Source organism: Lysinibacillus sp. G4S2, from assembly GCF_030348505.1.
In the GTDB taxonomy this organism is placed as follows: domain Bacteria; phylum Bacillota; class Bacilli; order Bacillales_A; family Planococcaceae; genus Lysinibacillus.
Window position 1 is genome coordinate 509,898 of sequence record NZ_JAUCFJ010000002.1, and the last position, 24,155, is coordinate 534,052.

18 protein-coding genes are annotated in these 24,155 nt (G+C 36.5%); 9 read left to right on the forward strand and 9 right to left on the reverse strand.

Translation table 11 applies throughout. The features are described from left to right. Positions 1-343: 343 nt before the first annotated feature. The gene (locus QUF91_RS02890) at positions 344-2,050 is read right to left on the reverse strand and encodes a methyl-accepting chemotaxis protein (RefSeq protein ID WP_289416794.1); all 1,707 of its coding nucleotides are present in this window, start codon (positions 2,048-2,050) and stop codon (positions 344-346) included. Between the two features lie 733 nt (positions 2,051-2,783). Between QUF91_RS02890 and QUF91_RS02895 the strand changes: the two genes are divergently transcribed. Then, positions 2,784-3,902 (forward strand): hypothetical protein, encoded by a 1,119-nt coding sequence (locus QUF91_RS02895; protein ID WP_289416795.1) that lies wholly within the window; start codon positions 2,784-2,786, stop codon positions 3,900-3,902. Between the two features lie 243 nt (positions 3,903-4,145). Next, positions 4,146-4,601 carry a VanZ family protein gene (locus QUF91_RS02900; protein ID WP_285396637.1) on the forward strand — a complete coding sequence of 152 codons (456 nt, stop codon included), beginning with the start codon at positions 4,146-4,148 and terminating at the stop codon, positions 4,599-4,601. Positions 4,602-4,813: 212 nt separating this feature from the next. Here QUF91_RS02900 and QUF91_RS02905 read toward each other — a convergent pair whose 3' ends face one another. Continuing rightward, positions 4,814-6,520, reverse strand: a complete 1,707-nt coding sequence (locus QUF91_RS02905) for a methyl-accepting chemotaxis protein (protein WP_289416796.1) — start codon at positions 6,518-6,520, stop codon at positions 4,814-4,816. A 1,261-nt stretch (positions 6,521-7,781) separates the two neighbouring features. Here QUF91_RS02905 and QUF91_RS02910 point away from each other — a divergent pair. Both QUF91_RS02910 and QUF91_RS02915 read left to right on the forward strand, forming a co-directional pair. After that, positions 7,782-10,589, forward strand: coding sequence for a Cna B-type domain-containing protein (locus tag QUF91_RS02910; protein WP_289416797.1), 2,808 nt, complete (start codon positions 7,782-7,784; stop codon positions 10,587-10,589). Between the two features lie 628 nt (positions 10,590-11,217). Then, positions 11,218-11,766, forward strand: coding sequence for an RNA polymerase sigma factor (locus QUF91_RS02915; RefSeq protein WP_285397497.1), 549 nt, complete (start codon positions 11,218-11,220; stop codon positions 11,764-11,766). Here QUF91_RS02915 and QUF91_RS02920 read toward each other — a convergent pair. Both QUF91_RS02920 and QUF91_RS02925 read right to left on the reverse strand, forming a co-directional pair. Continuing rightward, positions 11,723-12,310, reverse strand: coding sequence for a hypothetical protein (locus tag QUF91_RS02920; protein WP_289416798.1), 588 nt, complete (start codon positions 12,308-12,310; stop codon positions 11,723-11,725). The two genes, QUF91_RS02915 and QUF91_RS02920, sit on opposite strands and share 44 nt — an antisense overlap. 85 nt (positions 12,311-12,395) lie before the next feature. Then, on the reverse strand, positions 12,396-14,339 hold the full coding sequence (locus tag QUF91_RS02925; protein ID WP_289416799.1) for a helix-turn-helix domain-containing protein: 1,944 nt from the start codon (positions 14,337-14,339) through the stop codon (positions 12,396-12,398). A 132-nt stretch (positions 14,340-14,471) separates the two neighbouring features. On the opposite strand from QUF91_RS02925, the gene QUF91_RS02930 reads away from it, so the two are divergent. Together QUF91_RS02930 and QUF91_RS02935 are read left to right on the forward strand one after the other, a co-directional pair. Next, positions 14,472-15,704, forward strand: coding sequence for an MFS transporter (locus tag QUF91_RS02930; RefSeq protein WP_289416800.1), 1,233 nt, complete (start codon positions 14,472-14,474; stop codon positions 15,702-15,704). Then, positions 15,701-17,107: an amidohydrolase gene (locus QUF91_RS02935; RefSeq protein WP_289416801.1), complete on the forward strand. Its 1,407-nt coding sequence runs from the start codon at positions 15,701-15,703 to the stop codon at positions 17,105-17,107. Before QUF91_RS02930 ends, QUF91_RS02935 begins: the two co-directional genes overlap by 4 nt. Before the next feature lie 110 nt (positions 17,108-17,217). Here the strand turns inward: QUF91_RS02935 and QUF91_RS02940 are convergent, their stop codons facing one another. The 5 genes from QUF91_RS02940 to QUF91_RS02960 all read right to left on the reverse strand — a co-directional run bounded on the left by QUF91_RS02940 (position 17,218) and on the right by QUF91_RS02960 (position 21,965). Further along, positions 17,218-17,655, reverse strand: coding sequence for a MarR family winged helix-turn-helix transcriptional regulator (locus QUF91_RS02940; RefSeq protein WP_285397491.1), 438 nt, complete (start codon positions 17,653-17,655; stop codon positions 17,218-17,220). A 23-nt stretch (positions 17,656-17,678) separates the two neighbouring features. After that, on the reverse strand, positions 17,679-18,083 hold the full coding sequence (gene spx, locus QUF91_RS02945; protein WP_285397490.1) for a transcriptional regulator Spx: 405 nt from the start codon (positions 18,081-18,083) through the stop codon (positions 17,679-17,681). An 810-nt stretch (positions 18,084-18,893) separates the two neighbouring features. Next, the gene (locus QUF91_RS02950) at positions 18,894-20,459 is read right to left on the reverse strand and encodes an ABC-F family ATP-binding cassette domain-containing protein (RefSeq protein ID WP_289416802.1); all 1,566 of its coding nucleotides are present in this window, start codon (positions 20,457-20,459) and stop codon (positions 18,894-18,896) included. Positions 20,460-20,548: 89 nt separating this feature from the next. Then, the gene (locus tag QUF91_RS02955) at positions 20,549-20,734 is read right to left on the reverse strand and encodes an SE1832 family protein (RefSeq protein WP_289416803.1); all 186 of its coding nucleotides are present in this window, start codon (positions 20,732-20,734) and stop codon (positions 20,549-20,551) included. 184 nt (positions 20,735-20,918) lie between these two features. Next, positions 20,919-21,965 (reverse strand): PseG/SpsG family protein, encoded by a 1,047-nt coding sequence (locus tag QUF91_RS02960; RefSeq protein WP_285397487.1) that lies wholly within the window; start codon positions 21,963-21,965, stop codon positions 20,919-20,921. 298 nt (positions 21,966-22,263) lie between these two features. Here QUF91_RS02960 and QUF91_RS02965 point away from each other — a divergent pair, with 298 nt between their 5' ends. From QUF91_RS02965 to QUF91_RS02975, 3 genes are all read left to right on the forward strand, one after another. Then, on the forward strand, positions 22,264-23,109 hold the full coding sequence (locus tag QUF91_RS02965; RefSeq protein WP_285397486.1) for an oxidoreductase: 846 nt from the start codon (positions 22,264-22,266) through the stop codon (positions 23,107-23,109). A gap of 84 nt (positions 23,110-23,193) precedes the next feature. Then, positions 23,194-23,361 carry a hypothetical protein gene (locus QUF91_RS02970; RefSeq protein ID WP_285397485.1) on the forward strand — a complete coding sequence of 56 codons (168 nt, stop codon included), beginning with the start codon at positions 23,194-23,196 and terminating at the stop codon, positions 23,359-23,361. Positions 23,362-23,519: 158 nt separating this feature from the next. Further along, positions 23,520-24,074: an NADPH-dependent FMN reductase gene (locus QUF91_RS02975; RefSeq protein WP_285397484.1), complete on the forward strand. Its 555-nt coding sequence runs from the start codon at positions 23,520-23,522 to the stop codon at positions 24,072-24,074. The last annotated feature ends 81 nt before the right edge of the window (positions 24,075-24,155 follow it).

The following is a 24,155-nucleotide window of genomic DNA, read 5'->3' on the forward strand; positions in this document are numbered from 1 at the left end:
TCAACTAATACATGGCATATGTTTTAACAAATGTCATCCACAACTTTTGGTGATGAGCCAATTAATGAAAAGCTATACAAAACATGAAAAAATGGTTTCGGGATTAGCCCTTTTCTTTTTCTACCTATTATAGAAGGAATAGCGAAATCTGAGTCCTTATAGGGAGCGAAATGCTTTGATTTCGTGCTGTGGGGAGGACCTGGGACTAATATTTCAGATTGGAGATACGATGAGACTCGTTACCCTAAGGCAAAAAAAGGATTAAGTCCGGTTCAAAACCGAACTTAATCCTTACTAGCTACTTAACTAAATAAGCAGCGGCAAATGTAATTGTTGAAAGAAGTTATACTCGGAATTGAGCTGCTAAACCTCTTAACTCTTCTGCCAAGTTTGCGAGTGCATAAGCAGATGATGAAATCTCCTCCATTGATGCGGTTTGTTCTTCAGTCGTTGCAGAAATACTCTTTGTGCTGGCTGTAGTAGATTGAGTTATGGAGTGGACTGTATTCATACTACCAACAATTTCTTCAGTTCCTGCCGCCATTTGCTGGACTGCAGCAGATACTGTTTCTACCTGCATCGTAACATTTTGAATGGCACCTTGGATTGAAGCGAAAGTTGTACGTGTATTTTCTGTTGTTTTAATCCCTTCATTAACTCCTGCTGTTACTAACTTCATTGATTCAACAGCCTTTTGAGTATCTTTCTGTGTCTCTGAAATCAACACTTCAATTTGGTTTGAAGAAACAGCAGACTGTTCTGCTAATTTTCTAACCTCATCTGCAACGACGGCAAAGCCATTCCCATGCTCGCCAGCACGTGCGGCTTCAATTGCGGCGTTCAGGGCAAGGAGATTTGTTTGTTGAGCAATCGCTGTAATCGAATCAATAATTTGACCGATGTCATTAGAACGTTTTCCTAGCACGTCGACAACTTCGGATAAACCATTTACTCGTTCTGTGATGTCCATCATTTGTTGATTCATTTGATTCGCAGCATCTATACCATTGATCACTAGAGATAAAGAATCACCTGAAAGTTCGGTTACAGCTTGAGCATTGCCAGCTATTTGTTGCACACCTGTTGAAAGCTCATTAACAGTATTGACGGTGTTAGAGACATTGTTTAGTTGCTCTACTGATCCATGAGCGATAGTTTCCATCGTACTTGCAACCATCTCTGTTGCTTTCGTAGTTTCTGCTGCATTAGCATTCAATTCTTCAGATGCTGATGCCACATGATTAGCAGTTTCAGTCACTTTTGTTACTGTATTACGAATATTATTAAGCATCGAATTAAATGATTGGGTTAATTGACCAATTTCATCCTTAGATGAATAAGTACCTTGCACAGTCAAATCTCCATCGCCTGCTTTTAACATATTAGCCTGCAACTCTTTCACTGGATTTACAATTAAACGTGCAATCCATGCTGCTAATGTAATAAAGAAAATAATGGCTAAAACAGAAAGAATGGCAGAAATAAGCATAGTAGTAGATTGATTTTCCTCATTTATTTTATTCAGCTGATCGGCATCATCAGCACATAGAGTCATAAGCTTGTCTGTATCAGTTTCCACTTTCTCGATAAGATCATCTGAAACTTTGGTGTATAAAGAATAGGCTTCCTCGTTTCGGTTCTTACTAGCCAAGTCAATGATATCTGCCATGGTATTAAAATAACGATCGCGATTGGATTTAAGAGATTCTACTAGTTTTTGTTCATCTTCTTTTCCAGTGTAAGAGTCTTCGAATTTCATGAGTAAGTCTTTAATACTTTCACTACTTTTTGAGATGTGTGCCTGTAGTTCGGTATTACGATTAGCATCCGTAGTAATCATGAGTTCTAAAATGTAAGAATCTATATCACCCATGTCAGATCTAAGTTGCCCGATATATTGAATTGGCAAAAGTGACTCGTCGTACATTTCACTGGATTTCTTCGCCATATCATTAATGTAATAAAAACCATCAAATGAAATAATCAGCAAAAAAGCAACAGCAGACGTAATAAGTGTTAGAATTTTCTTTCTGATTGATAAGTTTTTCAAAAAATTTCCTCCGTTAGCTCAACTATCTCAAAAGTCCTAGATAACAGTGGTATATACTAATAACTTTGGGTATATTGAGTAATTTAGATTTGATGATAATATACCATGTCTAAGTCTTTTATATGAGAAGAGAGAATTATGAAATTTTTATGAAAAATAAAGAGTTAAAGCTTATTGCAATCGAGTTTACTGACGGAAAAACCCTTAATTGAAATGAATGAAAAACTAAAGAAAACACGAACCATGATTTTCGAGATTCGTTAGATAAAGTTCAATTTGGACTTTGCAAATTTGCAAACTGCTACTGATGATAAAATCGAGGAGTTACTATTCTTTGCTCAATATTTGTTATTTATTGGCGGTGGCGCGAACATAAAAAAGATTAATTAACATTAGCATTAAAAGATTGCTTCACTTCAAAGAAATTTACTTTCGGCAAAGCACGCAATACATAGATGCCGTTCTTTATACATTTAATATCCTCATATTAAACACTAACTTTGGCAGTTGTTTGTAATCAATTCCTCCGCATTGCTGTTAAAAATTACCTTCCATTAATTTCATAAAATCTTAAGGAATATCCTAAGTTTTTATTAATAATTATTCTTTATACTCAGTACTATCCTGATAAAAGGGAGATAAGATACGAAAAAATTATTACTAGGAACACCGGATCATATAATGGAATTTTGTTAATTAGCAATAAACCAGTCAAATAAAAGGAGAACTGATTATGAAAAAAACAACTAAGAAATCCTGGATGATTGTATCGGCATTAACAATTGGAATGGCTGTCTTCACGCCACATCAAGCAGATGCATCAACAGCAAAACCAACAAACGAAATAACTGTTAAAGTTGAGCAACAAATTAAAGGAACTGTTAAAAGCATTAACGGCGATAGCGTAACAATCAAAGGGAAAGACGGTAAAAACTACTATATCGGAATCCAAAAATTTTCAGATGAGCAAATAGCAAAAATGAATTTAGCTGAAGGTCAGGAAATTTCTGTAGAAGGTAGCTTAGTACAAGATTATGCAGACTTCTACACGTTTGACGTCTATAAAAAAGAACTACCTAAAGAAATCACAAAAGAAGATTTAGCTAAATTAGAAAAATTGTTTAATCAAACGAAGAAGTTAGAAAAAGAAGAGGAGTATGATGAAGTAGATAAAATCAATCTTGAAATGGAGAAAATCATAAAACCATATATTTTGGCTAGCTGGGTACCAGTATCTTTTGATGAGTTCATCAAAGAGTACGGATTTAGTGAAAAAAATATTGTGATTAAAGAGAATGATAAAAAACAGCTAAAAGCTATTTATGAAGAGTGGATAAAATTAGAGAAATCCGGTAAAGAAGAAAAAGCACAAGAAAAGTTTGATGAATTCCAGAAGATTCTTCAACCTTATTTAGATGCACTATATCCACCAGTAACATTTGAACAATACATTTCAGATATGAAATTAGATATTCCAGCTGAAGCCTTACCAAAACTAAAAGCGCTTTACAAAGATGCTCAAAAAGCAGATGCAGATAAAAATGATACATTATCTGAAAAGCTTTGGGGTCAATTTGATGAAATGATTAAACCGTACTTGAAGCCAATTAGCTTTGAAGATTACGTATCTGACTTTGATTTCGAAATCAAGGCAAATGATAAAAAACAATTAAAAAAGCTTTATGAAGAAGCATTAGCTCTTGATAAAAAAGGTGACTATGATAAATCTAATGAAAAATGGGCTGCTATCGACAAGATTTTAAATCCTTATTTTGAAGCAAATAAAGAAATTCTAATCTCGGCTTCTAAAGTAACGATTAACGGCAAAGTTTACCTTACACAGCATAAATAAGTAAAAGGTTACGGGCTAATCCCAAACGTCATTGAAAAATGATTTAAGGGATTAGCCCCTTCTTTTCCTATCATCTGTCTTTGTCTTATCCTCAATGTCCAACCACAACGTCTATATTAGCTCAAGAAGAAGGAATCTCATTTTGATACTACTAATCATCATCTTTTCTTAAGAGATATCATAAGAAATTCTTAAGATTTATCTACTAAAATAACATTAGTGAAATCAAAAGAGGGTGTCTTAGTGAAAAAAGGATTGGAAATTATATATTGGTTTATTTTACTGTTTTATATTTTTTTACTGATTGATACAGTATTTATTTCAAGAGAGAGTCTAAGAAGCGTAAATTTGATTCCTTTAAAAACAATTAATCAATTTATAGCAGTAGATAATAGATTTGGAAATGGATTAGTAGTTAATGTAAATATTTGGGGTAATATTTTGATGTTTGTACCTGCTGGAATATACGTCATACTTCATAATAAAAACAAATCAATTTTAATAAACTTATTTTTAATTTTCTTACTAAGTTTAGGAATAGAAATCATTCAATATATTTTTTCAATCGGCGCAACAGATATTGACGATATTATTCTAAACGTAGTTGGTGGATTTATAGGTTTATTAATCTATAGTCTTTTAAAAAAATCCTTAAAAATGATGAAAAAAATAGAATTGCTATTTCTATTTTATCATTGATAGTTGGTTTACCCGTACTTATATTAGTTATGGAATTTATATGAGTCTTAAAAAATATCCAAATGGTAAATATGTGATAGCTCCTAAAACCAATTTGAATAAAAAGTAATTGTTATATATGTAAGTAAAGTTCCAACATCATGTAAACAACTGCCGAAATAAAAAAGATTGAAGCAATTTAGCTTCAATCTTTTTTGTTTATGCTCGGCGTTTTATACTCGGAATTGAGATGCCAAGTCTCTTAATTCTTCTGCCAAGTTTGCAAGTGCATAAGCAGATGATGAAATTTCCTGCATTGATGCTATTTGTTCTTCTGATGTAGCAGAAATATTTTCTGTGCCAGCAGTAGTAGATTTAGTTATGGAGTGGATTGTATTCATACTACCAACAATTTCTTCAGTTCCAGCTGCCATTTGCTCGACCGCAGCAGATACTTCTTCTACCTGCATCGTAACACTTTGAATGGCATCTTGAATTGAAGCGAAAGTTGTACGTGTATTTTCTGTTGTTTTAATCCCTTCTGTAATTTCTGCTGTTACTAACTTCATCGATTCAACAGCCTTATGAGTATCTTTCTGTGTCTCTGAAATCAACATTTCAATTTGGTTTGAAGAAACAGCAGACTGTTCTGCTAATTTCCTAACTTCATCAGCAACGACGGCAAAGCCCTTCCCATGTTCGCCAGCACGTGCGGCTTCGATTGCGGCGTTCAGGGCAAGGAGATTTGTTTGTTCAGCAATTGCTGTAATTGAATCAATAATTTGACCGATTTCATTAGAACGTTTTCCTAACAAGTCGACAATCTCGGATAAGCCATTTACTTGTACAGTGATGTCCGTCATTTGTTGATTCATTTGATTAGCGGCATCTATACCATTTATCACTAGCGTTAAAGAATCACCTGAAAGTGCACTTACGGCTTGAGCATTTCCAGCTACTTGTTGCACACCTGTTGAAAGCTCGTTGATGGTATTGACGGTGTTAGACACATTATTTAGTTGCTCAATTGAACCATGAGCGATAGTTTCCATCGTATTTGCAACCATCTCTGTTGCTTTCGTAGTTTCTGCTGCATTAGCGTTTAATTCTTCAGATGCTGATGCTACGTGATTAGCAGTTTCAGTCACTTTTGTAACCGTATTACGAATATTATTAATCATCGAATTAAATGATTGAGTTAATTGACCAATTTCATCTTTGGATGAATATGTACCTTGCACAGTCAAATCGCCGTCGCCTGCTTTTAACATATTTGCCTGTATTTCTTTCACTGGATTTACAATTAAACGTGCAATCCATGTTGCTAATGTAATAAACAAAATAATGGCGACAACAGAGAGAATGGCAGAAATAAGCATAGTAGTGGATAGACTTTGTTTATTTTCTTTATTCAACTGATTGGCATCACTAGAACATTGATCCATAAGCTTGTCTGCATCAGATACCACTTTCTTACGAAGATTATCTGAAGTTCCGATGTATACAGAATAGGCTTCCTTGTTTTGGTTCTTGCTAGCCAAATCTACGATATCTGTCATGGAATTGAGATAACCGTCGAGATTGAATGTAAGAGATTCTAATAATTTTTGTTCATCTTCTTTTCCGCTGTAAGAGTCTTCAAATTTCTTGAGTAAGTCTTTAATACTTTCTCTTCTATCTGAGATGGCTGCCTGTAGTTCAGTATTACGATTAGCATCCGTAGTAATCATGAGCTCTAAAATGTTAGAATCGATCTCACTAATGTCAGTTCCGAGTAAACCGATATATTGAATTGGCAAAAGTGACTCATCGTACATCTTGCTAGATTTTTTTGCCATATCATTAATATAATAAAAACTACCACCAGAAATAATTAGTAAAAAAATAACAGCAGACGTAATGAGTGTTAAAATTTTCTTTCTAATAGAAAAGTTTCTCAAAAATATTTCCTCCGTCGTCTCAAATATCTTCAAAAGTTCTGGTATTAATAACCTTGGATATATTGAGTAATTTAGATTTTGTAATAGTATACTACATCTAAGAGAAGAAAAAATTAAAAAAAATATTAAATAAGTATTAATTATTTGAAGAAAAAACCTAATAGTAGTTTGGAAGTAGTGGATATAAAGTTCTATACTCTGAGTTAGTGAAATTGTCATTAATAAGTAATGTTATGAAAAAGCATATATAAGAGGTTGCGGAAAATTAAAGGAAATAGGTCCCGTAAAGGTTTTTGAACAATCGTAGGATACGTATAATAGTCCTTTGTTTAAATCGAAAAACCGAACATTCATTTAGTAATTATATGACGCTAGTGATATGGAATATATTTAAGGAGAGTTCATGCTGATGATTCAGCAATAAATTACGTAAAAGATCAAGTGTTTTATAGAACAAATGTTGTTTCATATTTTAGGTCAGTGCGAAGAATACCTTTTTTGGGGTGTTCTTTTTTTTTTACCTAATATATCTGTATCGAAAGTGATAAAAGAATACCATCTCAAAATGGAGCGAAAGAACTGCCTGTAAAAGCCTGATTGATGAAGACAAATAATCAGTGGGGATGAAGAAACCCCTGCTGATTAAAATTTCACTTTATATCAAGCGTGTTGATTAGGGGGAAATAGGTTGTTACTAATTTCTAATATATTTGCTCGATTCTCGCAGGAAAGCGAGTAGCCCGTAGCGGAAATCAGTCTCTTCGATTAAATTCGAATGTGTAAAAATGACACACCTGACTTTATATAAATAAAAAAAATGTCGAAAAAAGTCATAAATGAGGAAAAAAAACTTTTGGCACGGTTTGTTTTTCTTATAAATCTAAAATACGGTACTATTAACGTTTTTTAATTCCTTAAAATGGATATTTTTGAGGTTATGAAATTAGTAAAAATACTAGTTTCAAAACATCTATGGTGAAATGGTTATATAGTCATGTTTTGGTAAACATTAAAATATTTTTCAATTCTTTAGTCATGTGTTATATTACTTTAGGTGCTATTTGATTTGTATTATTGAGAGTTTAGACTCTTATGAAATTTAATTTTAATGTTTTTTTATTGAGTCTATATCAATGGTAAGAAAGTCTATGAAGTTATCCTTTCATTAAAATCCAAAGCAAGAAATGTTTATTGAAATAATATGAATCACGTAAAATTTAACGCTAGTGTTTAAAAATTCAAACAGGAGGTTAATAAAAACATGCTAAGCAAAAAAATATTTCCATTATTATTATGTTTTGTAGTTGTACTATTTCAAACAATTGTACCCGTGATCGGAAAAGCACAAGAACTAAGCAATACAGGATTTATTGATAGTGTGGAAATTAAAAATACAGATTTATCATACGGTAATCAAACGGGAATCTATGTAACATTTAGTGAGAAACCTGATCTGAAATTGAAAACAGGCGATACAATTACGATGACATTGCCACCTGAATTAAAAGGTTTCAATTCGAATATTAATCTAGAAGATTACGGTTCATGTAATGTGACTAGCGGTCAAGTCGTATGTACATTTAATGACAAAGTAGAAAAACGCGAAAATATTAGAGGTTACTTTAACTTTACTGTTCAAGCAACAAATGTAGAATCTGGAGTTACAAAAACGATTCATACGAACTTTGGAACAGATTTAAGTGAGCAAGCCGTAACAATTACTCACCCAAAAAGTAGTGGTTCTTCGCCAGGGATGTTCTTCTATAAATCAGGAGATATTCAGCCGAATAACTCAGATGAAGTTCGTTGGTTCCTAAACTTCAACTTAAAGAAGGAATACCTTGATAGTGATATCGTGTTACAAGATTTTTCAAAAGACGGTCAACTACTACAGAAAGATAGTTTTTATATCTACACGAGTGGTGGTAGCTTAGGAAATCGTCAATTCACACCTGAAGAGTTTCAAAGAAATGGGCTTGGATATGTAGGTTTTACGAGTGATAGTTCATTTAATGTAGTGATTAATCGAGGGTATGCAAGTTTAACATCATTCACTGTAAGTTATAAAACGACTATTACAGCTGAAGGGGTAAATGAAAAATATCTGAAGAACGAATATGATTTGACTTACAAAGTTAACAACCAAACCCCGGTACATGAGAAAAACGTGGCTCAAGTAAAAAATATTTTTGCTGATGGTTGGGCTATAGGAGATTTACCGGACAAAGGTACGTTAAGAATACTGAAATATATAGATGGTAATAGAGAGCAAGTCATTCCTGGTGTTCAATTTAAAGTTTTCTCAAAAGATGGTCAACAAATTGGTGATCAATATACAACTGGCGACAAAGGAATTGTAGAAGTACCAAACTTAAAAGCTGGTGATTACTATATAAAAGAAGTATCAGCTCCTGAATATGTAACATTTGATGCAGATAAGGAATTTCCATTTACAATAGAAGCTGGTGCTATAAAAGGTGTAGAAGTACCAATTAGTAACAGTTTGAAAGAAATCTCAATTGAGGGGACGAAAACTTGGAAAAACGATAGTGAACAAGATCGCCCTTCAGACATCAAAGTAGATTTACTAAAAGACGATGCGGTTATTGATACAAAAACAGTAACGGCAGAAAACGGTTGGAAATACAACTTCGGTAACTTAGACCAATACACAGTAGACGGTAAAAAAATTAATTATGCTGTGAAAGAGCAACCAGTAGCGGGATATGAGTCTAAAGTAGATGGTTATGATATTTTAAATACAAAAATAGAAAAACCAGTAGAACCAACTGAAAAACCAGTGGAACCAACTGAAAAACCAGTGGAACCAACTGAAAAACCAGTGGAACCAACTGAAAAACCAGTGGAACCAAGTGAAAAACCGGTAGAACCAAGTGAAAAACCAGTGGAACCAAGTGAAAAACCGGTAGAACCAAGTGAAAAACCAGTGGAACCGAGTGAAAAACCAGTGGAACCGAGTGAAAAACCAGTGGAACCAAGTGAAAAACCGGTAGAACCAAGTGAAAAACCAGTGGAACCAAGTGAAAAACCAGTGGAACCAAGTGAAAAACCGGTAGAACCAAGTGAAAAACCAGTGGAACCGAGTGAAAAACCAGTGGAACCAAGTGAAAAACCGGTAGAACCAAGTGAAAAACCAGTAGTTCCAACAGAAAAACCAGCGGAGCCAACTGAAAAGCCAGTAGTTCCAACAGAAAAACCAGCGGAGCCAACTGAAAAACCAGTAGTTCCAACAGAAAAACCAGCGGAGCCAACTGAAAAACCAGTAGCCCCAACAGAAAAACCAGCGGAGCCAACTGAAAAACCAGTAGCCCCAACAGAAAAACCAGCGGAGCCAACTGAAAAACCAGTAGCCCCAACAGAAAAACCAGCGGAGCCAACTGAAAAGCCGGTAGCTCCAACAGAAAAGCCAGCGGAGCCAACAGAAAAACCAGTAGTTCCAACAGAAAAACCAGCGGAGCCAACAGAAAAACCGGTAGCTCCAACAGAAAAACCAGCGGAGCCAACAGAAAAACCGGTAGCTCCAACAGAAAAACCAGCGGAGCCAACTGAAAAGCCGGTAGCTCCAACAGAAAAACCAGTGGAGCCAACTGAAAAGCCGGTAGCTCCAACAGAAAAACCAGTAGTTCCAACTGAAAAACCGGTGGAACAGGGTGAAAAAACATATGACCCAAAAAATGCGGGTAATGAAGTAGAGGAACCAAAGCCAGAACAACCGGTGGAACAGAGTGAAACGAAAGACTCTGAAGATGCAGGTAATGTAGAGGAACAAAAAATTCCAGAGAAACAAGAAGAACAACTGGCGGAACCGATTGAAAAAACATATGACCCAAAAGATGAGGGTAATGTAGTAGAGATGCCATCAGTAGAAAAGCATATCGACAAAGCTGTTCAAAATCAAAAAGTCGACCAAGAGGAGCAACAATCTCCAAATAAAGCTGAACGCTTACCTCAAACAGGAGAAAGTAACACAACTTTATACCAAGTATTTGGTTTAGTCTTAGTAGCTTTATCATGCTTGTTATTACGACGTAACAGAAAAGAAATTTAAAATATAACCCCCTTGTTCACAAACGAACAGGGGGTTTATTTTGTCGAAAATGTTTCTTAGTATTACGTTCGTTTGGAATAAAATTTAAATTTTTTAGCAGCGTTTATAATTTCAATAAGAAATAGAATGAAAGCTTACTCTATAAAGTAAAAATATTTGCTCATCGCTATAACATGGAGTTATTTCTGTTAGAGGGATGTTTAGGGCTGAAGCAGAGGGAGATACTGCTTAAAAAAATCTAAATTTTATCCCGCATTAACGAGGCAGTAATTTAGCTGTCCTGAAAGAAAAAAGTAAGGAGGGAGAATAACTGCCGTAAAAGCCCGATTGTGAAGACTAATAATCAGTGGGGAATGAAGAGAACCTCGTTGATTAAAGATTTACTTTAAGTCAGATAGTTTAATTGAATACTATTTTAAATAAAGTAAAAAAGTTGTGAAAGAGGCGTAGTGAGTAGCTTTCGTTGGGATAAGAAGTATAGTAATAAAACAATTTTTACGAATATTACAAGTGAAAGCATTTAAGCTTACACGATTGTAATGTAATTGAAAGCCAATACGATAGAGTGTAATACATTATTTTGCGAGAATGTGTATAGAAGCAAGAACAAGAAGCGGAGGAATACACAATGAATGAAAAATTAGAAGGCGTATATGAGGAATACAATCGCTATATATACCACTTATGTTTAAAACTTACTCGCAATAATGTAGAAGCTGAAGATTTGATGCAAGAAGTATGGGTAAAAGTTGTACGCTATGAGGATAGCGTTGCCGAGGTGGAGCATATTAAAGCTTGGCTTACAACAATTACAATGAATACATTTAGAGATCGCTATCGTAAAAAAGTACGACGTAGTAAATACATGATGAACCAACCTGAAACATTAGACGTACCTATTTTAGATTTGGTTCCCAATAATGATATTTCGACTGAAGAAAAAATTGAAAAAGATATTGTTACTAAATTAGTGCAGGATAAAATGGGTCAATTAGATGCGATTTATCGTAAAACATTATGGTATTTCTACATAGACCAATATTCACTTGCTGAAATCTCTTCAATTATGAAAGTTTCAATTGGTACTGTGAAATCTCGTTTATTCCGTGCAAAAGCACGTTTGAAAGAAATGCTTATGGCCGATGTATCAATAGTAGAGTCTGTGCTACCAGCATGATAACATGCATTGGTCGCACTAAATAATTACTTAGACGGAAGTATTCGTTCGGCCAATCCGATAAAAGATGCACTGCAAATTTACTTTGCGATGCATCTTTTTTTAACGCCGGTAAACTAGAGAACACCGCCGCCGGTAAAAGAGCCAGAAACGCCGGTAACCCATCGAACATCGCCGGTAAAAGAGCCAGAAACGCCGGTAACTCTTCGAACATCGCCGGTAAAAGAGCCAGAAACGCTGGTAACCCTTCGAACATCGCTGATAAAATGCCAAAATCGCTGATAAACTCCCGAACATCGCTGATAAAAGAGGCGGAATCGCTGATAAACCCTGAACATCGCTGATAAAATGCCAGAATCGCTGATAAACCCCCGAACATCGCTGATAAAATGCTGGAATCGCTGATAAACTCCCGAACATCGCTGATAAAAGGGCCGAAATCGCTGATAACCCCCCGAACATCGCTGATAAAATGCCAGAATCGCTGATAAACCCCTGAACATCGCTGATAAAATGCTGGAATCGCTGATAAACCCCTGAACATCGCTGATAAAATGCCCGAATCGCTGATAAAAGAGCCAAAATCGCTGATAACCCACCAAAATCCCCGGTAGAACCTCGAACTTCACTCACTCACTCAAATGCAGGGCTAAATGAATCTCTAAATAATGTGTTGGATTGTGTAAATCACGATCTAATAATTCCTTAATTTTCTCGAGTCGGTGGTAGAGCGTATTTTGATGAATGTGTAAGGTGGAAGCCGTTTTTGAAATAGAACGATTTTGATGAATGTAACAACGAAGTGTTTTAAGTAAAGTTTCATCTTTTTGCTTGTATAACGGAGCTAATATATCATGAACAAATTGTCCAAGCTCTTCTTCGCTTTGCTTGTTGAACAATCGATTGATTCCTAGCTCTTCATAACAAATAATGGTTACTGCTTCTTCTTTTTTTGCTTGGCGCAAAGCTTGTCGGAGTGCTTGGTGACTTTCTTCTGCACTCTGAGCAACATTTAATAAGTGATTCTGTACAGCTCCTATGCCGATTGCCACCTGTTGATGATAAAACTGAATCCAACTAATAATAGCTTGCGTTAATTGTTGTTTTATTTTGTGACGAAATGCTGTATCTCCTTGTAGAATCCAAACGATCGTTTCTCGCTGTGTAAATATAAAATGCTGCCCTTTAAAATATTGCTGTACATGTTGAATGAATTGCATACTATTTTTGTGAGAAAATTGTTTCAGCCTAAATTTTACGACGAATGTTGGTTTCTTAATATCGAGTTCTAATTCATCATAACGAGAATCGATGAGAGGGGCGCGTCCAGAGATAAGCTGTTGGAAAAGCTCAAAACGTTCTTTAAAATTCGTTTGTCCTGTCGCTTGTTTTTGTAGTGATTTTAACGTTAAGCTTATCGCTGCATTTTCGATAATCATACGTTGTTGGCTCGTCAATTTCTCCAACTGCTGAATAATTAAGTAACCGAAAATTTCCCTTTCATTTCGGATGGGGAAAACATAGCCTATATCTATTAATTGTTCCTCTTGAATTGTTGCTAGCTTGTTCATTGTTTCTAACGGTAAAAATGTTTTACGATCGGCTAAATTTACATATTGTATGTCTAATTGTAATAATTCTTTCATTGTTTGAATGATTTTGGTTTCTTGTACATTTTGCAAGGATAGTTTAATAAAGATTTGATGAATTTCATGTTGCTTTACAAAATATGCATTTAACCGTTCTATTTCTTCATATGCCTCCGCATTTCTAATAGCAACTGCCGCCTGCGATGCGAAGCTTTCTAGAAGTCTTAAATCACTTTGATGAAAAGCTCGTTTATTTGTATATTGATGGACAATCATTACACCGAGTTTTCTTTCATTAAAAGTAATCGGAACAGCCATCGATGTATTATTCTCGATTCTTCCTAAATGTACGGCTTCCATTAATGCGTCTAGATTGAATTTTGTAACGTTGCTCATAATCTCTAATGTTTCTTGATAGTTGTAAATGGCTGATACACCTGTTTGGAACGTATAACCTGCCATTCCCTCGCCTAATTGGGGAGCATAATCAAAGATGCGCTCTGTCACACCTGCACTAGCAACTGTATATAAACGTTTCATTTCAGGCTTGAATAGCATTAAAAATCCACGATCAATTACTGGAATAGCAAGAATGGCAAAATCCATGATGGTCTGCAACAGCGTTTTTATTTTCAAAGTTGAATTCATTACGCCCATAAGCTCAATAATTGCTAATTTTTGCTCGCGCTGCTGTATGAGGATTTTCTGATAAAAGGTCTTTTCTAACTGCCAAACTAAAAATTGCTCATCATAGCCAGTAAAGTCCCCAAAGATGATACCTTGTACCATATACTCATTTGGTTCTGGTATGTATAACGTTGCACTAAAGCGTTGCTGTTGTTTATCCCAATGTACTCCTTTAAGATCGGGGTTTATATCACAAGCCCACCCAGAAAATAAAGACCATTCCTTTGTTGCGCTATAAATATAAAAACTACAATTGTCATCATTCAATACAATTTCTTCATGTTCCCCTAGAGACATCGTTATTTCAACTCCATTCTCTGAATTTCGGAATATATTCTAATGAACGTTTAAAAACATTGTAAGATATTCTAATGATTTCGTCTTTTATTTTTCTTAATATTTAGATAATTTAACGAAAGGGGTGGAGTTATGAATGTTGAACTAAAAAAACGCAGTAATTTAATTTTAGGCGTTTTATTCTTCGGATGGATGGTTTCATATATTGACAGAACTGCTATCAGCTTAGCTTTAATTAATATTGGTAATGACCTAGCCTTAACAGCCACTGAACTAGGATTTGTTTTAAGTTCGTTCTTCTTTGGTTATGCTGTGATGCAAATTCCTGGTGGATGGCTAACGGATAAGTACGGAACGATTAAATTATTAGTTGGTGCCGTTATTTTTTGGTCCGTTTTCACTGCATTTACGGGATTGGCTTGGTCACTCACTTCACTACTCTTCATTCGATTTTTATTTGGTATTGGGGAAGGTGGATATCCTGCCGCAAGTACAAAAGCGATATCTATTTATTTTCATAAAGAACAACGTACAAATGCTCAAACGACGATGATGTCATCCAATATGATAGGAGGTGCTATCGCTCCTATTATTTGTGCACCTTTATTATTGGTAATGGATTGGCGCAATGTATTTTTCTTAATTTCTGGTCTAGGACTTATTTTTATAATCGCTCTTTTGTGGAGTACTAAAAATGTACAAACATTTACATCAGAGGAGCGGGAGGAAAAAGAAGAGAAGGGCTCTTTTAGGGAAATATTGAAAAATACTTATTTAATGCGTGTGCTTCTTATTTTCTTCTTTATTAATATTGCAAACTGGGGATTAAATACATGGATGCCAACATATTTAATGAAAGTGCATGGTCTTGATTTAAAAAATGTCGGATTCATCGCCGCTATACCAGCAGTGTTTGGAATGATTGGAATGATTATAAGTGGACGTATCATCTCAAAGCTAGGAGGGCGCTCAAAATATGGTGTGATTTTCGGAGCAGTTGTGCTAGCTGTTTGTTTATTTCTCATGTCTACAGCCGCTTCTGCAGCACTTGCTATTACGTATCAATCAATCGCCTTTATATTTGTCTCTTTTATGGCCTCTTTTATATTTACAACGCCACACCGTGTTGTCAATCAACAAAATGTTGGGACAGCTTTTGGCGTAGTAAATTTTGGTGGTCAAGCGGCCGGGATTATTTCACCAACAATTATGGGCTACTTAATTAATGTATCAGGTGGTTCTTTTAAAACATCATTTATATTTTTAGCCATTATGTGTGTAATCGCTGCTGTGATCGCTGTTACTTTACCAGTTAATCATCAGCGACAAACAAATATAAAATCTGTGGAGGGATACGAACTATGAAACAGCAATTATTTGAGTGGATGCAACTACATGAAGACACTTTCAGTCAGATGGCAAAGCAAATTTGGGACAATCCTCAGCTGGGGTATGAAGAAACATTTGCGTCCTCACTACAACAAGATTTTCTGAAAAAAGAAGGTTTTGATATCGTTACTCCGATTGGCGATGTACAAACGGCCTTTTATGCACAGTGGGGATCTGGTAGTCCAATTATTGGGTTTTTAGGAGAGTTTGACGCGCTTCCAGGTTTATCACAGCAAGTCAGTTCATTATATTCGCCTGTGGAGGAGGGGGCTCCAGGGCATGGCTGTGGTCACAATTTATTAGGAACGGCTGGAGTTGAAGCGGTAGTTGCCTTAAAAGAAGTGATGACGCTTAACAATTTGCAAGGTACGATTCGTTATTATGGGTGTCCAGCAGAGGAATTGTTATCTGGAAAATCGTATATGGCACGCGCCGGTGTTTTTGATGATTTAGATGTAGTTTATACGTGGCATCCATGGACGTTTAACATGACAGCGAACTTCTCTATGCAAGCGCTCGCTGCCATTGAATTTTGTTTTTCAGGTCGGACAGCACATGCTGCTGGTGCGCCACATCTAGGGAGAAGTGCCCTTGACGCTGTTGAATTGACGAATGTCGGAGCCAATTATTTACGAGAGCATGTGCCAGACGGATCTCGAATTCATTATCAAATTACAAATGGCGGCTTAGCACCGAATATTGTTCCAGATAGAGCAAGTGTCTATTATTTCCTACGAGGAGCAAACCGTGACGCTGTCAAAGATTTAGAACGCAGACTGATTAAAGTGGCAAAAGGGGCAGCGATGATGACAGAAACAGAAGTGCATTGGGGGATTAAGGCAGGGTGTTACGATACTTTACCGAATCTCACATTAAATGAGCAAATGTTGGCACAGTGGAACGAACTACCGCCATTATCCTTTACAGAGGATGAGCTTGCTTTTGCAAAGTCGTTACAGGCTTCATTAGATCCTTCTGTTCTTGCAGGTGCTACCCAACAATCTTTTGTACCAAATGAAATAAGTAAGGAAGTATTGGTGGAGCAGGTACTTCATATTCCACAATCTTTTCGCCAATCTATGCAAGGTTCAAGTGATTTAGGGGACGTTTCGTGGATTGTGCCCCTTGGTCAGGTATTTACAACTTGTGCTCCATTTGGGGTCCAAGTGCATACTTGGCAAGCAACTGCTGCCTTTGGATCTTCGCTTGGCATGAAGGGGATGCATTATGCGGCAAAAGTGATGGCAGGAGCTGCGCTTGATTCCTTACTAAAGCCTGCTGTTATTCAAAAAGCGAAAGAAGAATTTGTGAATTTAAGAGCTGGGAAACAGTATGAATGTGGTATTCCGGAAGAAGTGAAAGCACCAAAGCCGGTTTAAAACTAAGCGTCTAGAAACAGCGGGGTGGGGAGAAGTCGGCCAAATGAAAAGCACCTTTAAAAGTTAGATGTATGTCTAACTTTTAAAGGTGTAAAATGGAGTTTTTACTTTTACCGAGTAGATTCATTGTTGAGTAATTTTGCAAAAATATCACGTAATGTTTGTATTTCCTCAGCTGAGAGCATACCAAACATATTGTTGAGAATTTCGCTAACTTGTTGACGAGATTTTTCCAAAATGTCTTCGCCATCAGGTGTAATGATCAATTGAAATGCTCGTCGATCTGTGGCATGTTGTGTTTTTTCAATAAAGCCAGCATTAATGAGCTTACTCGTTAAAACAGTGACACCACCTGTTGTCACCTTTAACCGATCAGCAATGGCAGAAGGGCGCTTTGGTCCCTCCTGCGATAAGTAGTCTAAAATTAAAATATGGGATTTTGAAAAGCCGAGTACATTTTGATTATTCCACTCGTTTGCCCACTTACGCTCAATAGAGGAAACTACTTCAAACAATGAGGTAAGGGTTATTCGTTTTTCTTGATCCATATAAGGTCATCTCCAAAATTGTTTTAACTTTCTTGTGCCAATCTTGTCATAGCATCTAATTCAAAAGCACGAACTTTACGTGGAATAAAACGGCGGATGTCCATCTCGTTGTACCCAACTTGAATACGTTTTTCATCAATTAAGATAGGGCTGCGTAACATTCTAGGATGAGCTTGGATTATTGCAAACAACTCTTGAATAGAAAGCTGATCAATATCAACATTTAGATTTTTAAAATCGTTTGAGTTTGTCGCAATAATTTCATCTGTTCCATCTTCTGTCATGCTTAAAATTTCTTTAAATTCTGCAAGTGTAAGTGGGTGTGAAGTAATACGTTTTTCTTTATATCCGATGTTGTGATCTTTTAACCATTTTAATGCTTTTCTGGATGAAGAACAGCTCGCTTGTGAATAAATTATAACTGTCATTCTTCATTCCCCGCTTTCTTTTTTAGGATTATATTTTACAAATATCTTATTAGTAAGTCAAATAGGTTATACGTATATCTTACTGGTAAGATATATATAAATCAAGAGGTAATTTTAAAATTTTTCAAATCGAAATGATATTTTTTTCTATACTAAAATATACGCACAAAGAAGCAAAAAGTTTCGTAAATTCAGCTTACAATGATGTAAGTTTACTCAATGTTAATAATAGATGCTTAAAGAATATGAGAGCTTTCCTAATATGAGAGAAATAGTTTGTTTTAATAGCAGTAGATATAGTTGTTAATCCACTGATTATTATTATGATTAAATGCAGATTTTTATGCGTAGATAAAAAAAATTTTATTTGAGGTCAAGGAGAAGAGCGTTTTCCAGAAGCTTGAGTGGGTTGGAGAATTGCTCAGGTCCGAGTGAAAACCGCTCGGGTAAGTCGAGAAACCGCTCAGGCCCAAGTGAAAAACGCTCGGGTAAGGTGTGAAACCGCTCAGGCCCAAGTGAAAATCGCTCGGGTATGCCCAAGAATCGCTCAGGTCCCGCGAAAACAGCTCGGGTAAGCCAGAGAACCGCTCAGGTCCCGCGAAAACAGCTCGGGTAAGCCATAAAACCGCTCAGGTCCCGCGAAAAGCGCTCGGGTAAGCCAGAGAACCGTTCAGGTCCCGCAAAAAAACCACTCATGCCCCGCGAACCCCTTAAATTAATGTTCCTCACGCTCAATTTCCAGCCACTAAAAAGAGGGCAGCCCCGAGTGATCCAAGAATCACATTGGTAGCTGCCCACATTAAAATATTTCTAGCTTTGTTGTCCTGAAGTAAACCAGTCTTGGACATTCCAAACTTTTGTTGCTAAACCTTCATAGAAATCAGGTTCATGGCTTACTAGTACGATTGTGCCTTTAAATTCTTTCATGGCACGCTTTAGCTCTTCTTTTGCATCGACATCCAAGTGGTTTGTCGGTTCGTCAAATACTAGCCAGTTTGCTTCTTCCATCATTAATTTACATAAACGTACCTTTGCTTGTTCACCACCGGATAAAGAATTCAGTGGGCGAGTAATATGGTCCGTTTTTAGTCCCGCACGTGCTAATGCTGCGCGTACTTGTGCTTGCTCCATAGAAGGGAAGGCATTCCATACATCATCGATTGGTGTAATTTTGTCTGCCTTTACTTCTTGTTCGAAGTAAGATGGGTAAAGATAGTCACCACGAAAAACTTTTCCGTCCAGTGGGTTTATTTTGCCTAGCATCGTTTTTAATAATGTTGATTTACCGACACCGTTCATACCGACTAGAGCAATTTTTTCCCCGCGTTCAATTTCAAAGGTAAGTGGGGGAAGTAACGGCTTGTCCTTATCATATCCAATGACTAAGTTTTCAGCCTCCACTACATAACGACCTGAAGAGCGTGCTTCTTTAAAGCCGAATTCAGGCTTTACAGCTGTTTCAGGACGATCGATACGCTCTAAACGGTCAAGCTGCTTGGCACGAGATTTTGCACGACCAGTAGTTGAGTAGCGAGCTTTATTTTTCGCGATGAAATCCTCTTGTTTTTTAATGAACTCCTGTTGTTTTTCGTAAGCATCGATATGCTGACGTTTATTGATTTCAGCAAGCTCTAAAAACTTTTCATATGTCGCTGTATAGCGAGTTAATTTTGAAAATTCTAGTTGGAAGATAACATCCACGGTTTCATTCATAAACTCCGTATCATGCGAAATTAATAAGAACGCGTGTGGATAGTTCTTTAAATAGTTTTTCAACCATGTAATATGCTCTTCATCCAGATAGTTTGTCGGCTCATCAAGTAATAATACTTTTGGTTTTTCAAGTAATAGCTTTGCTAATAAAACCTTTGTACGTTGACCACCAGAAAGGGCAGCAACATCACGTTCTAAGCCGATTGCATCGAGCCCAAGACCGCGTGCAACCTCTTCAATTTTCATATCGAGAGTATAGAAATCTCCTGCATCCAGAGCATCTTGCACCTCAGCCATTTGCTCTAGTAAAACCTCTAATTCTTCAGGTGTTGCTTCAGCCATTTTCCCTGTAATTTCATTGAGCTCTTCTTCTTTTTTATATAAAGGAAGAAAGGCATCACGTAATGCATCACGCATCGTACGACCAGCTGTCAATGCTGTATGCTGATCTAAATAGCCGTAATGCGTTCCAGGAAGCCATTCAACCTTCCCAGTATCGTGGATTGTTTGCCCCGTAATGATGCCCATTAATGTGGATTTACCAACACCATTTGCACCAACAAGACCAATATGATCACCTTCAACTAAACGAAAGGATACATCTTTAAAAAGTGTGCGGTCACCGAATGAATGACCTAAATTTTCAACTGTTAATATTGCCATATATGTTCCTCCAAATTCAATCAATACAATTATGTGAAATAATAGCTATCTTCCTACAGAGTGTTTTTATTTCAATAAGCTTTTCATTATTAAAGTTCTGCTAATTGTTTATTTAACTCCGCTAGCGTTGCTTCCATATTCGCAAGGCGTTGCTCTGCTTTTGCCACTTGATCATTATGACCTGTAGATTCAAGTTTTTCGATGTCGCCTTGTAAATTCATATAATCCATTTTTAGCTCTTTAATTTGATATTCAATATCACTTTTTAATGGCACGATGATTGCTCCTTTATGTGTAAATTTGTATAACGAAAGCGTGTAAAAGCGATGGAGGTTTGTTTTATCCCCCACCGCTTATTAGTTAAAATCAATCGGGTACTTATTTGGTTTGAATTTTTCGATACTCCACGTATGGGTGAAAATTCTACTATATTGTATCATATTCACCTTCAAAGAATCACTAAGTAGAAGCGATATTATGTCGATCATAAGCGAAATCTAAAAGCATTGACTGTAGTGCTTCATTGTTACTTGTAAGATTGAGTTGACGTTGTTTTTTTACAGCTCGTTCACTACGAGCCTCGTGTAACAGAAACTCCATAACAGCATTTTGAATTTGCGATTGTTTCATTTTGCGCCCAAGCCCAAGGTGAATAAAGCCATTCTGTTCACGAGGAAAGGCGTGTAATAGTTCAGCCTCTGTTTGGGCAAGTGTAATACAAGGCACACCATAAGAGGCGATTTTATAAGGTGTATAATTTGCATTACAAATAATAACATCCGCTTTTGGTAATAGTTTTAGGAGTGCGTTTTTATCTCGAAGAATGGCAGTGTTACGACGACTGAGCACCATCATTTGCAAGTCATCGGTCGCATGTCGATAGCTATCATCAATCATCACTGTAATTTGTAGTGGAATTTGTAGCTGCGTTAAGTGTCGAAGAGTACGGTAGGTTAGGTTATGCTCGTCCCCATCCTCAAAGGCAACAACTATATGAGGCGGATTTTCAGGTGTTTTATTGACGGGTCTATCATTAAAGTTTTGGTAAGCTTTCGGTAATGCAAAGTTGAAACTACCACCAATATAATGAGATGGTAAATAATCTTTAACTTCTTGATAGAGTGCTAGCAAAACACAGTCACAGGCTTGACCACCCTCACCAAAATCATCAAAATGAATGATTGTTTTGCAGAACGGTCGTAAATTTTGTACTTGCCAGCTTTCAGAGTTACGACCATCTCTTGCAATTAAATCAGGCTGAATATTTTTCATATGCTTCGGTAATTCATCGAAATGTTCAAATAAGATTGGCGAGAGATTTTCATTCATTAAAATTTGAATCCCATCATTTGAAGGGGTCTTTACAAATATGAAAACATTTTCATTTTCAAGTAGCTTTGCCAGCGTTGCAACCCGTTCAAAAGGATACAGCCCTTTATCAATACAGCTTTCAATAATGAAAACAATCGTTTTTTTCGGTTCAGTTGCTTGAGTTTCGTTTTGCAAATGTATCCCATCCTTTCATCTGTCTATTTAAACTATGGTGAATAATGGTCAAGTATGTGTAAAAAATTAGGATTATTAAATTATGACATAATGTAAAAGGTAGGCTCTTTAAATAGGTAGCCACCTCTAAATAGTTTTTTGAAACTCCTAATAAGAGTTCCTTCATTGTCCGATAAATAAAGTAGAGCTATCGGGAATATACATACGATTGTTTTAGTTCATCACCAAAAATAAAATGCGATGTTCTTCCAGCGGTGCGACTTCTGGAACGAACCGAGCTTAGAAAGGGGTACAACCAATGGGAATGCGAGCAGCGATTGTTGTAGGGGCTACTGGATTAACAGGTACCTCTCTTGTCAAACAATTATGTGAAAATGATGAATATATTTCAGTTACGGTAATTGCACGAAGAGAGCTAGCATTTACGGATCCAAAGCTAGAAGTGAAAATTCGTAATTTCGATACTTTAGAAGAAAAAGATATCGAATTTGCACATGAGCTCTATTGTTGTTTAGGAACAACGATTAAAAAAGCTGGATCACGCGAGGAATTTGAGAAAGTTGATTTTGAATATCCGCTAACTATAGCTTCGTTAGCAAAAAAACGAGGAATCCCACATATGCTGGTTATCACAGCAATGGGGGCAAATGAAAATTCTCCATTTTACTATAATCGAGTAAAAGGAAAGCTTGAACATGATCTTACGGAGCTAGGTTTACAGAGACTTTCTATTATTCGGCCATCTTTATTAGTTGGGGAGAGGGAGGAATTTCGCTTAGGTGAAAAGGCGGGAGAGAAAGTTTTAAAACTGGCAAAGCCGCTATTAGTTGGACCATTAAAGCGTTCGAGGTCTATAGAAGCCTCACAGGTTGCGAAAGCGATGATTGTTATTGCACTGAACGGTAATAAACAACCAGTTACCATTTATCCATCTCAGGAACTGGCTAAGTTAGATTTCCCTGAAGTGAAGAATAAGGATGTTTCAAGGGAAAAATTATTTAATTGGGATAAGCACAAAATATCGGGCTATAGCGATGAAGGACATAAAGTAAATAGAGAAGTCGTTATTAATCGTGATAAGTATAAAATAGAGGAAACTGTCGTAGATAAGGAAGTAAATTTTCATCATCGTGAGGATAAATAAGGTTCATCACCAAAGTTGGGGAATATATTTGTTATAACATATTCCATGTATATAAGTTGATCTTCGTTACGACTGGGAGACTCCTTGGGGATTAGCATCACAGTGGAGACCCTGCTGCGAAGCGAAGCTGGACGCCCCCAGGAATCTTTGCTCTGTGCGAAAGCGAAGCGGCAGCGACAAAGCCCCCAGTCGGAATGGAAATCAACCCCACTCTATGGAGATGAGCCAAATAATAAAGAAAGTAACAAGTAATCGACATACCAAGTCCACAATCTGTAGTGATATTTCTTATGTAGACTACGTTCCGCCTAAAGACTGAATTTACGCTTTTGATCACTCCCATTCTTTTCGTGCCTCTTTTCATTTGTTACAATATTATTGTAGAAGATGAATGTGGAGGCAAAATGAAAATGAAAATTTTACTCGTTGATGGCACAATGTTTGGTCGTAAAACTGGTGCTATTTTAGAGCAAGTAGAGCAATATGTTAAAGAATTAGATGCTAGTTTCGAGTTGGAAATTATGCATTTTAGTCAATATAAGCATCAAATTGTAGACGGTTCACCGTTAAACGATGATATGAAGGAAATGATTCAAAAATTTGAGGAAGCGGATGCGTATATTATCGCAACACCGATTTTCCAAGCATCGATCCCAGGTGTTTTGAAAAATGCATTTGATTTCTTACATCCGAAAACAATGCGCTATAAGCCAGTATCTATCGTGGCCAATGGTGGCACATACCAGCACCATTTAGTAGTAGAAAATCAGTTGAAACCAATTTTAGACTACTTCCGTGCACTTGTAACGCCGAACTATGTATACACGCATACATCTCATTTTGATGCAGATAATAATATTGTAGACGAAGATGTGCATAATCGTTTACGTGAATTGGCTCGTGTTTTTGTACAGTATTGTGAAATGAGCAAAACATTGCCAAAAGAAACGATTGATCAACATTAAGAAAAATTTTGATCCCTTGTACAGTGGAAGGAAATCACTGTGCAGGGGATCTTTCTTTTTAACTTCTAGCGGATGTCCAAA

What these genes read in the sequence shown, in the direction of transcription:
- QUF91_RS02895 (WP_289416795.1), top strand. Translation starts at nt 2,784, where the DNA reads ATGAAAAAAACAACTAAGAAATCCTGGATGATTGTATCGGCATTAACA.
- QUF91_RS02910 (WP_289416797.1), top strand. Translation starts at nt 7,782, where the DNA reads ATGCTAAGCAAAAAAATATTTCCATTATTATTATGTTTTGTAGTTGTA.
- QUF91_RS02915 (WP_285397497.1), top strand. Translation starts at nt 11,218, where the DNA reads ATGAATGAAAAATTAGAAGGCGTATATGAGGAATACAATCGCTATATA.
- QUF91_RS02920 (WP_289416798.1), bottom strand. Translation starts at nt 12,310, where the DNA reads ATGTTCAGGGGTTTATCAGCGATTCCAGCATTTTATCAGCGATGTTCA.
- QUF91_RS02925 (WP_289416799.1), bottom strand. Translation starts at nt 14,339, where the DNA reads ATGTCTCTAGGGGAACATGAAGAAATTGTATTGAATGATGACAATTGT.
- QUF91_RS02930 (WP_289416800.1), top strand. Translation starts at nt 14,472, where the DNA reads ATGAATGTTGAACTAAAAAAACGCAGTAATTTAATTTTAGGCGTTTTA.
- QUF91_RS02935 (WP_289416801.1), top strand. Translation starts at nt 15,701, where the DNA reads ATGAAACAGCAATTATTTGAGTGGATGCAACTACATGAAGACACTTTC.
- QUF91_RS02940 (WP_285397491.1), bottom strand. Translation starts at nt 17,655, where the DNA reads ATGGATCAAGAAAAACGAATAACCCTTACCTCATTGTTTGAAGTAGTT.
- spx (WP_285397490.1), bottom strand. Translation starts at nt 18,083, where the DNA reads ATGACAGTTATAATTTATTCACAAGCGAGCTGTTCTTCATCCAGAAAA.
- QUF91_RS02950 (WP_289416802.1), bottom strand. Translation starts at nt 20,459, where the DNA reads ATGGCAATATTAACAGTTGAAAATTTAGGTCATTCATTCGGTGACCGC.
- QUF91_RS02965 (WP_285397486.1), top strand. Translation starts at nt 22,264, where the DNA reads ATGGGAATGCGAGCAGCGATTGTTGTAGGGGCTACTGGATTAACAGGT.
- QUF91_RS02975 (WP_285397484.1), top strand. Translation starts at nt 23,520, where the DNA reads ATGAAAATTTTACTCGTTGATGGCACAATGTTTGGTCGTAAAACTGGT.